Here is a 12108-nt window from a genome sequence, read left to right on the forward strand (position 1 = left end):
GAGTAAAGAAAAGTTAGTTATAGTGAGGAGACAATATGAATAATTTAGAATATATACTAGAAATGGATAATATTTCTAAAGAGTTTCCGGGGGTAAAAGCATTAGATGGAGCTAATTTGAAAGTTAGACCTCATTCTGTTCATGCGCTTATGGGTGAAAATGGTGCTGGAAAATCAACTCTGATGAAATGTTTATTTGGGATTTATGAAAAAGATAGTGGAAAGATACTATTTGAAGGGAAAGAGATAAACTTTACTTCTGCAAAAGAAGCCCTTGATAATGGAGTATCAATGGTTCACCAAGAACTTAATCAGGTACTTCAAAGAAATGTACTTGATAATATATGGCTTGGAAGATATCCTCAAAAAGGATTTTTTATTGATGAGAAAAAAATGTATGATAATACTAAAAAAATATTTGAAGAGCTTGAAATAGATGTAGATCCACATTCAAAAGTAGCTGATCTTGCTGTTTCAGAAAGACAAATGATAGAAATTGCAAAGGCAGTATCTTATAATTCGAAAATAATCGTGATGGACGAACCTACTTCTTCACTTACTGAAAAAGAGGTAGAACATCTGTTTAAAATAATTAATAAATTAAGAGACAGAGGTTGTGGAATAGTATATATCTCTCATAAAATGGAAGAGATAAAGGCTATATCAGATGATATTACTATTCTTAGAGATGGTAAATGGATAGCAACAGAATCTGTTGCTGATCTTTCAACTGATCAAATAATAAACATGATGGTAGGAAGAGATTTAACTAATCGTTTTCCTCCAAAAGACAATGTAGTAAAAGAATGTATTTTAAAAATAGATGGGCTTACAGCTGCAAAGCAGCCATCTATTAATAATATTAGGTTTGAACTTCATAAAGGAGAAATATTAGGAATAGCAGGATTAGTTGGAGCAAAAAGAACTGATATTGTAGAAACAATATTTGGTATAAGAGAAAAAGTATCTGGAAATATATTTTTAAATGGAAAGGAAGTTAAAAATAAAACTCCAAATGAAGCAATAGAAAATGGATTTGCCTTAGTAACAGAAGAGCGTAGAGCTACGGGTATCTATAGTATGTTAAATGTAGGTTTTAATTCTACTATTTCAAATTTAGATAGATATTTAAGTAAATTTCGTTTATTAAGTGATAAGGGAATTAAAAAAGATACACAATGGGTAATTGATAGTATGAGGGTAAAGACACCTTCTCAATCAACAAGTATAGGATCTCTGTCTGGAGGTAATCAACAGAAAGTAATATTAGGAAGATGGTTATTGACTGAACCAGATGTACTTATGCTAGATGAGCCTACAAGAGGAATAGATGTTTTAGCAAAATTTGAAATTTATCAACTTATGATAGAACTTGCTAAAAAAGATAAAGGAATTATTATGATTTCTTCTGAAATGCCTGAGCTTTTAGGAGTAACAGATAGAATACTTGTTATGAGCAATGGAAGAGTTGCTGGAATAGTAAAGACATCTGAAACAACTCAAGAAGAAATAATGGCTTTATCAGCAAAATATCTATAGAAAAAGGGAGAAAAAAATGAATATACATACAAAAGATGGAAAAATTGATTTTAAAAAATTATTTATACAAAGTGGTCTTTATCTTGTACTTTTTTTAATGCTAATTTTAATAATAGCTAAAGAACCTTCATTTTTGAGTATAAGAAACTTTAAAAATATTCTTACTCAATCATCTGTAAGAGCAATTATAGCTCTTGGAGTTGCAGGATTAATTGTAACTCAGGGTACTGACCTTTCAGTAGGAAGACAAGTAGGATTTTCAGCAGTTATTTCTGCAACATTGTTACAGGCAACTACAAATGTAAATAAAGTATTTCCTAATTTAGGTGAATTTCCAGTAATAGGGGCAATTCTAATTGTAATGGTTGTAGGTATGGTAATCGGATCAATAAATGGACTTATAGTTGCAAAACTTAATGTTCATCCTTTCATTGCCACTTTAGGAATGATGACTATTGTTTATGGAATTAACTCATTATATTATGATTATGTTGGTGCCTCTCCAATATCTGGATTCAGTAAAAGTTACAGTTCATTTGCACAAGGGTATATAGGAACTCCAAGTTTTAATATGTCTTATCTTATCATATATGCTGCAATTGCCACTGCAATAATGTGGATATTATGGAATAAAACAAAGTTTGGAAAAAATGTTTTTGCTGTTGGTGGAAATCCAGAAGCAGCAAGAGTATCAGGAGTAAATGTAGCTTGGACACTTGTAAAAATATATGCCTTATCAGGAATGTATTATGCTTTTGGTGGACTACTTGAGGCTGGGCGTATTGGATCAGCAACAAACAACCTAGGAAATATGTATGAAATGGATGCCATTGCAGCCTGTGTTATTGGTGGAGTTTCATTTTATGGAGGAGTTGGAAAGATATCTGGGGTAATAACAGGAGTTATCATCCTTACTGTTATCAACTATGGTTTGACTTATGTAGGAGTAAGTCCATACTGGCAATATATCATAAAAGGTATGATAATTGTAGCTGCTGTGGCATTTGATGCAATCAAATACTCTAAGAAAAAATAGTTAATACATAATACAGAGAAAATAAATTTTGGGCCTGGTTTTTACAAATCAGGCTTTTTTACAGATATCTTTCATCCTCACATTAAGAAAATATCGAATCTACAATATAATTATATAGACAAAAAATATTATAATCAACAAGTATTTAGACTAATAATATAACTATAACGACTAAGGTGAGAATATGCAATGTACAAAGATATTGACTGATAAAAATAATGAAGAATTAGCTGTACATGGAAATTATGAATTTCCATGTGCTATATATTTTTCATATGTTTCTAAGTATACTGCTGGAGAAATTGCATGGCATTGGCATAAAGAAATAGAAATAATAACTATATATCAAGGAGTACTTTATGTAGAGATAGAAGATAAAAAATTTATTCTTTCAAAGGGAGAGAGTCTTTTTATAAATTCGGAAGAGATGCATTTTATGAGGATGGATACAAAAGAAGAGTGTATAATAATATCTTTTGTATTCGATAAAATATTTGTATGTGGAGAAAAAGGGAGTAATATAGATCAAAAATATATGGTTCCTCTCATTAATTGTAAAGAACTTTCAGCTTTGGAATTGGCTAAAGATGATTCTCGAAAGCTTATAGAGGCATATTCATCCTATTCAGATAACAGTTTAGGTTATGAAATAACAGTGAGAAATATATTAAGTGAAATACTTTTAAATATCATAAAGGAAAATCAAGAACTTTTGGAAAAATCTAGCAGCAGCAATAATGTAGATAGAGAACGGATGAAATATATGCTGACTTTCATACATAATAATTATTCAGAGGATATAAATCTCTCTCAAATAGCAAAAGAGGCCTTTATTGGTGAACGAGAAGCATTGAGATGTTTTGGAAGAACTGTTGGTACTTCTCCAATAGAATATTTGTTGAAATATCGTATATATACAGCAGCTGAAATGTTGAGAAATGGAGGGCAGCTAATAACAGAGATATGTTTACAAACAGGATTTAATAGCCCAAGCTATTTTTCAAAAGTTTTTTGCAGAATGTTAGGAGTGACACCAAAGGAATATAGAAAAAATAAACTGAAACTAGATGTTAAAAATAAATTTTTTTTATTAGACAACAAATAAATTTTTATAATAAACTTACTCCATCTATTAAATTAAAAATAATAGATTGGAGTATTTTTTTACGACTTTTTTGTGCATAGATTGAGAGGAATTATAATTTATATTATGTTAAACTTTATTTACTATCGATAGAAATTAAATGAAGGAGTAGTTTATGGAGATAATTCAAATAAAGAACCTAATAAAAAAATATAAAAATGGGAAAAAGGTATTGAATATAAAAAAACTTACAGTTAAGCAAGGAGAAATATTTTCTCTTTTAGGACCTAATGGCGCAGGAAAATCAACTTTGATAAATATATTAACCACTTACCTTGATTATAATTCTGGAGAAATAAAAATATCAGGAAAAAATTTAAGAAAAGAAAGTCAGAAAATAAGAAAAGATATTGCTTGTGTAGCACAGAATATATCTATTGATGAACATCTTTCCTTAGAAGAAAATTTAATTTTTCAAGGGAGATTATATGGAATAGCAAAAGAAGAATTGAAAAAAAGAGTTGAAAAATTTATAGATGAATTTGATTTAAAGGAATATATTAGATATCCTGTTTCTACATATTCAGGAGGAATAAAAAGAAGATTAGATATTGCTGTAAATATGATATCATATCCTAAAATATTATTTTTAGATGAGCCAACTGTAGGAATTGATATACATTCAAGAAAAGCTATATGGAAAATGCTGAAAAGAGTAAAAGATAAATATGAAACAACTATTTTTTTAACTACACATTATCTTGAAGAAGCTCAGGAATTGAGTGATTATATATGTATAATGAAAGATGGAGATATAGCAGCACAGGGAACTATTGATGATTTAGGAAAATATATAAATCAAAAGATTATAAAAATAGAATTTGAAAACGAAAAAAATGCTGAATATGCAAAAGAAAAGATTTTTAAAGATAAAAGTATGAAATTAAAAAAGAATGAGCTTTATTTAAAAATAGATAATCAAAATGAGATTATCTATTTAAATAAAATTTTATTGGATAATAAAATAGATTTTTTATGTTTTGGATTATTAAAACCAGATTTGGAAAAAATTTTTATAAATATTATGGAAGAAAATGAAGAAGGTGAGAAAATATGGCAATAGGAACAATTTTTAAAAGGAATATAAAATGGCGTATTCAGAACCTAATAACTATAATAATGAGTATTCTGCAACCTATCTTATGGCTTCTTTTTTATACTAAAGCAGCAGAAATGACCATGAAAGGAGAAACAGGAGGAAATTATATTGAATTTATACTTCCTGGAATATTAATACTTGTCATTTTTTCAAGTTCAGGAAGTAGTGGGATAAGTAATTATATAACTAAAAAGAATGGGAGTTTTTATAGAATTTTAATTTCTCCTGTAAAAAGAAGTGACATTCTTTTAGGACATCTTTTTGAAACTATTTCTGTTTCTTTTTTAGAAATTGGAATATTAGTTCTTATTTCATCTTTTTTCTCTAGCTATGTAAATAGTGGAATAAAAGGAATAATTGTAATTATAATTCTTCTTTTTTTAACAGCTTTTTTAACAGCAGGGATATCATATTTTCTAAGTCTTTCTCTCCCAAATGAAGATGCTTTTTTTACAGTAATTAATACTTTAGTATTACCAATATTTTTTGTAAGTACAGCACTTTTTCCATTAAAAAATATGACAGGTAATTTTAGAGTAATGGTACTTTTGAATCCTTTCACTCATATGATAGAAAGTATAAGAAATATTATGCTAAATGAATATGTTTGCTGGAAAGAAGTGATATTTACAGGAGGAATATTTTTTATATTGTGCTGTATAATTTTTTTAATAACATTGAATAAATTAAAGGGAGCTCAAAAAACATAGTGAAATATTTTTTATAATGTTATGATAAAAAGAAAGGAGAAATATTATGGAATGGATAGAAAGGCTTAATAAGGCTGTTGAATATATTGAAATGAATCTTGAAGATAAAATAGATTATGCAGAAGCTTCTAAAATAGCCTGCTGTTCTGTCTATCATTTTCAGAGAATGTTTTCATATATTGCAGGGGTAACATTGGGGGAATATATAAGAAGAAGGAAAATGACAAAAGCTGCTTTTGAACTTCAAAGAAGTGATATAAAAATATTGGAGCTTTCAGTTAAATATGGTTATGATTCACCAACTTCTTTCAGCAGAGCATTTCAAAGTATACATAAAATTTCTCCCTCTGCTACCAGAAATAAAAATATAATATTAAAAACATATCCTAAATTAATATTTTCTCTTTCAATAAAAGGAGAGGAGGAATTAGAGTATTATATAACTGAAAAAAATTCTTTTGATATATTGGGAATAGGGAAAAAAATTGAATTTAATATGGAAGAAAATTTTTTATCGATTCCTAAGTTTTGGAATGAAAATATAGAAAATGAAAAAATTAAAAAAATATTAGAATATAATAAAAGAGATAGAAATATATTAGGAGTATCTTTATATAAAAATAATGAAATATGGTATTATATTGCTGTTTTAAGTGATTATAAAAATATAGATGGAATGGAAAATCATAAAATAAATGAAAGTATGTGGGCAGTATTTAAGTGTATGCAGCCTTTTTCAGAAAACTTACAGAAAATCTATAGAAGATTTTATACTGAATGGCTCCCATATTCAGGATATACCTATGGAGAAATTGCAGATATAGAAATTTACCCTGATAATGATGAAAAGAGTATGGAAGTATGGTTTTCTATAAAATAAAAAAAATATTGTACTTTAAAAAAAAATATGATATACTCATTAAGTAAAAATATTTACAAATAAAAAAAATATCCAAAGAAAAACGTGCAATTTTTCTTTAAAATAAAAGACGATTTTTTTTTCGTCTTTTTTTGATTATTGAAAATAAAATTACTTTATGGAGGATATTTATGAAAGAAACTAAGTACATATTTGTAACAGGCGGAGTAGTATCATCATTAGGAAAAGGAATAACAGCCTCTTCATTGGGGAGACTGTTAAGAGAAAGAGGATATAATGTAACTATTCAAAAATTTGACCCTTATATTAATATTGATCCAGGAACAATGAATCCATATGAACATGGAGAGGTTTTTGTAACTGATGACGGAGCTGAAACAGACTTAGATTTAGGACACTATGAAAGATTTATTGATCAGAATCTTACAAAATATAATAATATAACAACTGGAAAAATATATCAGTCAGTTATAAACAAAGAGAGAAAAGGGGAATATTTAGGAAAAACAGTTCAAATAATTCCTCATATTACAAATGAGATAAAATCAAAAATAGAGATAGTAGGGAAAGCTAATGGTTCAGATATAGTCATAACAGAAATAGGAGGAACAGTTGGAGATATTGAATCTAATCCATTTCTGGAAGCTATAAGACAATTCAGATATGATGTAGGAAGAGAAAATGTTATCTATATTCATGTGACACTTCTTCCATATTTAAAAGCAGCAGGAGAATTAAAAACTAAACCATCTCAGCATTCAGTAAAAGAATTGATGGGACTTGGAATAAGACCAGATATTCTTGTATGCAGAACAGAGCACCCTATCAGCGATGATATAAAAAGAAAACTTTCTATGTTTTGTGATATAGATATAGATGCAGTAATAGAAGCACAAGATGCTGGAACTATATATGAACTTCCTCTTATAATGGAAGAAAAGGGATTAGCAAAAATAGCTTGTAAAAAATTGGGTATAGAAGATAGAGAAGTAGATCTTACACCTTGGAAAGAAGTTGTAGATAAAATAAAAAATCCAAAAGAGAGAATAAAGTTAGCAGTAGTGGGGAAATATGTTGAATTAAAAGATGCTTATATCAGCATAAATGAAGCTATAGAAAATGCAGCATATGCTCAAGGATATAAAGCTGACATAGACTATATTCAGGCAGAAAATCTTGATGTAAAAAAACTTGAAGGATACAATGGAATACTTGTACCAGGAGGTTTTGGAAACAGAGGTATTGAAGGGAAAATGGAGGCAATAAAATTTGCTAGAGAAAATAAAATTCCTTTCCTTGGAATATGTCTGGGAATGCAGCTTGCAGTAATTGAATTTGCCAGAAATGTAATAGGAATGTCTGGAGCAAATTCTACAGAATTTGACAAGGATACTAAATATCCAGTGATAGATATTATGCTTGATCAAAAAGACATAGAGAATCTTGGTGGAACAATGAGATTAGGTGCATATCCATGTGTACTTAAAGAAGGAACACTTGCAAGGGAACTTTACAATGAAGAGCTGATACATGAAAGACATAGACATAGATTTGAATTTAACAATGAGTTCAAAGATAAGATACAGAAAGCAGGACTTTTAATATCAGGGAACTCTCCTGATGGAACACTTGCAGAAATAGTAGAGCTTTCAAAAGAAGTTCATCCATTCTTTATAGCAGGACAATTCCATCCAGAATTTAAAACAAGACCAAATAATCCTCATCCATTATTCAGAGGATTTGTAGAGGCAATATATAAAAAGCAATATAACAAATAAAAAATATGAGGGTGTTTTTTCACCCTCTATTTATTTTATTTTAAAATAAATATGATAAAATAAAAAAATAGGTAAAAAAATAATATTAAAATGATATAATATATGAAAAACTAGAAAAGGTGAGACAATGATAACAGGAGAAATAAAAAACAAGGTAGATAAGATGTGGGAATATTTTTGGACTGGAGGATTGACTAATCCAGTAGATGTAATAGAACAATTGACATATCTTATTTTTATGAAAAGATTAGATCAAGAGGAAATGAGAAAAGAAAAAGAACAAAGAGAGCTAGCAGGACTTTTTGGGGAAACAGAAGTTAAATATATTTTTGATAATGATAATCAGGATATAAGATGGAGCAATCTTATTCAATTAGGAACTCCTAAAGAGTTGTTTGAAAAAGTAAGAAATAAAGCTTTTGATTTTATGAAAAATTTAGATGAAAATAAAGAAAGCTTATTTTCGCAGTATATGAAAAATGCTATTTTTAAAGTACCAACACCAGCAGTACTTCAAAATACAATGGATACAATAGAAGATATATTTAATATGCCACAAATGACAGAAGATAAGGATACTAAAGGAGACTTATATGAATATCTTTTGTCTAAACTTTCTACTTCAGGCACAAATGGACAATTTAGAACTCCAAAGCATATTATTAATATGATGGTAGAGTTAATGAAGCCTACAATTACTGATATAATAAGTGATCCTGCATGTGGAACTTCCGGATTTCTAGTTAGTTCGATAGAGCATATAAAGAAAAATTATAGAGAAGAACTAGCAACTAACACTGATGCATATGAACATTTTACAAATGAGATGATACATGGTAATGATACAGACGCAACAATGCTAGGAATATCAGCTATGAACCTTATGTTACATGACATAGTAAATCCCAAATTACAAAGAATAGATTCATTATCAATGGATTATACTGAAGAGGAAAAATATTCATTAGTTCTAGCAAATCCACCTTTTAAAGGAAGTATAGATGCTGAACTTCTTTCTAATACTTTAACAAGAATAGTAAAAACTAAAAAAACAGAACTGCTATTTATTGCTCTGTTTTTAAGAATGTTAAAAATAGGAGGAAGGGGAGCTGTAATTGTACCTGATGGAGTACTATTTGGTTCTTCAAATGCTCATAAAAGTTTAAGAAAAGAACTTATAGAGAATAATCAGCTGGAAGCGATAATATCTATGCCAAGTGGGGTATTTAAACCTTATGCTGGAGTTTCAACAGGAATACTTATCTTTACAAAAACTGGAAATGGCGGAACAGATAAAGTGTGGTTCTATGATATGACTGCAGATGGTTATTCTTTAGATGATAAAAGGAATTCAATAGATGAAAATGATATTCCGGATATAGTAGAGAGATTTAGTAACTTGGAAGGAGAAAAGGAAAGAAAAAGAACTGACAAATCTTTCTTTGTTCCTAAAGAAGAAATAGTGAATAATAATTATGATCTTTCAATTAATAAGTATAAAGAAATTATTTATGAAAAAGTTGAGTATGAAGCATCAGAAGTAATAATAGCTAGGATAGAGGAATTATCTAAGTCAATAGATGAAAAAATGAGAGAATTAAAAGTGATGCTGAATGAAGAATAGAATTATGACTTTAGGAGAAATTAGTGTTTTTATTAGAAATGGAGTTACAATAAAACAGAATAATCAAGAAAAAAGTGGATATCCAATAACTAGAATAGAGACTATTTCAGATGGGACAATAGATGAAAATAGAATGGGTTATGCTGGAATTTTTGAAAAAGAAAAGTATCAAAATTGGTTCTTAGAAAATGAAGATATATTGATTAGTCATATAAATAGTGAAAAACATTTAGGGAAAAGTGCGATTTATTTTGGAGATAAAGAAAAAATTATTCATGGAATGAATTTATTATGTTTTAGAACAAAAAAGGAAATAGTTATTTCTCAATATTTATATTTCTATTTTAAATCTTTGAATTATAGAAAAAATATAGGGAAAATAGCAAAAAAATCTGTGAATCAAGCAAGTTTTTCTATTAAAGATTTCCGAAATATAGAAATAGATCTTCCAAATATAGAAAGTCAAAGAAAAATAGTAAAAAAATTGAAAACTATTTATGAAATATTAAAATTAAAAGAGGAGCAAGTAAAAAATTTGTCCAAATTAAGTAAATGCCTATTTTTCAAGATGTTTGGGGATTTGAATAACAATTCGTTAAATTTACCAATAAAAGAATGGAAAGAGATTTTTTCAACAACAACAGGAAAATTAGATTCAAATGCTATGGTTTCAAATGGTAAATATCCATTCTTCACATGTGCTAAAGAAAGTTTTTGGATTAATGAATATGCTTTTGATTGTGAGGCCCTACTCTTAGCAGGAAATAATGCAGCAGGAGTTTATGATGTGAAGTATTATAAAGGAAAATTCAATGCATATCAGAGAACATATATATTACAGCTTTTAAATAATAAATGGAGCTATCTATTTTTTAAAAAGCAACTTGAAGAAAAATTAATATATTTAAAACAAGTCTCAAAAGGAACAAATACAAGATATTTGACTTTGGAAATACTCAAAGGATTGAAATTTATTGTTCCATCTTATGAAAAACAAGAAATGTTTAATAAATATATTCTAAAGATAGAAAAATCAAAATTTGAGATACAACAATCAATAGATGAAACACAAAAATTATTTGATAGTTTGATGGAAAAATATTTTGGATAGCTATCTCAAATTCAAACCTACTCTCCTAAAAATCAAAATTTGAACTAGGAGTAGTAGCATGATTTTAAAATTTTCAGAGGTTTTAGAAATAAAAAATGGAAAAAATCAAAAAAAAGTAGAAAAAATAGGTGGAAAGTATCCCATTTATGGAAGTGGTGGAATTATAGGTTGGGCAGATAGCTATCTTTGTGAAGGAAATAATATAATAATAGGGAGAAAAGGGAATATAAATAAGCCTATTTTTGTAGATAAACCTTTCTGGAATGTAGATACTGCTTTTGGTCTTATTAGTAAAGAGGATATTTTAAATTCTAAATATTTATATTATTTTTGTTTGAATTATAATTTTGAAAAATTAAATACAACAGTAACAATACCTAGTTTAACCAAAAATAATCTATTAAATATAAAAATTAATGTTCCAGATTTGAAAAAACAAGAAAAGATTGTTAAAATATTAGATAATATTAAAGAAATACTGTTAAAAAAGCAGAATCAAATATCTAGCTTAAATTTTTTGAGTAAATGCCTATTTTTCGAGATGTTTGGTAGTCCCATGGATAATTTTAATAATTGGAAAGAAGAAAAATGCATAAATATTACTTCTAAAATTGGATCTGGATCTACACCAAAGGGAGGAAATAAAAACTATAAAACTGAAGGAACTTCTTTTATAAGAAGTATGAATGTACATAATATTAAATTTAATTATAAGGAATTGGTCTTTATTGATGAAAAACAAAGTAAGAGTTTAGATAATGTTAAAGTAGAAGTGGAAGATGTTTTGTTAAATATTACAGGAGCTTCTGTTGCAAGATGTTGTGTAGTTCCACAAAATGTATTGCCTGCAAGAGTAAATCAACATGTTTCTATAATAAGATGTAAAAAAGATATTGTGAATCCAGTATTTTTATGCTATCACTTTACATGTAAAGAATATCAAGACTTACTTTGGAGTATTGCTCAAAGTAATGGAGCCACTCGAGAAGCAATTACAAAGCAACAAGAAGAAAATTTGAAGGTTATAATACCCCCAATAGAATTACAAAATAAATTTGCAGAAAGAATAAAGTTAATAGAAAAATCAAAATTTATATTGTCAGAAACCTTAAAACTCCAAGCTGAGTGTACATTTTTAAAACAAATTTAGTGACAAAAAAAATCTTTGTTGATAGAATTTGAGTATTA

The 12108-nt window shown here is 27.9% G+C and carries 10 protein-coding genes; all 10 read left to right on the forward strand.

What is annotated here, in order from left to right; all coding sequences use genetic code 11:
* Positions 1 to 35 precede the first annotated feature (35 nt).
* The 10 genes from mglA (at position 36) to E6771_RS00380 (ending at position 12070) form a co-directional block, all read left to right on the forward strand.
* Positions 36 to 1538, forward strand: a complete 1503-nt coding sequence (mglA, locus tag E6771_RS00335; RefSeq protein ID WP_316088788.1) for a galactose/methyl galactoside ABC transporter ATP-binding protein MglA — start codon at positions 36 to 38, stop codon at positions 1536 to 1538.
* Between the two features lie 16 nt (positions 1539 to 1554).
* Entirely contained in the window at positions 1555 to 2574 is a 1020-nt protein-coding gene (mglC, locus tag E6771_RS00340; RefSeq protein ID WP_316088790.1) for a galactose/methyl galactoside ABC transporter permease MglC, read from the forward strand.
* 184 nt (positions 2575 to 2758) lie between these two features.
* On the forward strand, positions 2759 to 3679 hold the full coding sequence (locus E6771_RS00345) for an AraC family transcriptional regulator (protein WP_316088791.1): 921 nt from the start codon (positions 2759 to 2761) through the stop codon (positions 3677 to 3679).
* 154 nt (positions 3680 to 3833) lie between these two features.
* Positions 3834 to 4781, forward strand: coding sequence for an ABC transporter ATP-binding protein (locus E6771_RS00350; protein WP_316088792.1), 948 nt, complete (start codon positions 3834 to 3836; stop codon positions 4779 to 4781).
* Positions 4772 to 5527, forward strand: a complete 756-nt coding sequence (locus tag E6771_RS00355; RefSeq protein WP_316088794.1) for an ABC transporter permease — start codon at positions 4772 to 4774, stop codon at positions 5525 to 5527. Before E6771_RS00350 ends, E6771_RS00355 begins: the two co-directional genes overlap by 10 nt.
* A 46-nt stretch (positions 5528 to 5573) precedes the next feature.
* Positions 5574 to 6407: an effector binding domain-containing protein gene (locus tag E6771_RS00360; RefSeq protein WP_316088796.1), complete on the forward strand. Its 834-nt coding sequence runs from the start codon at positions 5574 to 5576 to the stop codon at positions 6405 to 6407.
* Between the two features lie 170 nt (positions 6408 to 6577).
* Entirely contained in the window at positions 6578 to 8185 is a 1608-nt protein-coding gene (locus tag E6771_RS00365) for a CTP synthase (RefSeq protein WP_316088797.1), read from the forward strand.
* 127 nt (positions 8186 to 8312) lie between these two features.
* Positions 8313 to 9809, forward strand: a complete 1497-nt coding sequence (locus E6771_RS00370) for a class I SAM-dependent DNA methyltransferase (RefSeq protein WP_316088798.1) — start codon at positions 8313 to 8315, stop codon at positions 9807 to 9809.
* A complete protein-coding gene (locus E6771_RS00375; RefSeq protein ID WP_316088799.1) occupies positions 9799 to 10920 on the forward strand; it encodes a restriction endonuclease subunit S in 1122 nt (373 codons plus the stop codon). The genes E6771_RS00370 and E6771_RS00375 overlap by 11 nt, the downstream gene beginning before the upstream one ends.
* A 58-nt stretch (positions 10921 to 10978) precedes the next feature.
* Positions 10979 to 12070, forward strand: coding sequence for a restriction endonuclease subunit S (locus E6771_RS00380; protein ID WP_316088800.1), 1092 nt, complete (start codon positions 10979 to 10981; stop codon positions 12068 to 12070).
* Positions 12071 to 12108: the final 38 nt, after the last annotated feature.

Origin of the sequence: Fusobacterium sp. (assembly GCF_032477075.1) — a bacterium.
In the GTDB taxonomy this organism is placed as follows: Bacteria; Fusobacteriota; Fusobacteriia; order Fusobacteriales; family Fusobacteriaceae; genus Fusobacterium_A.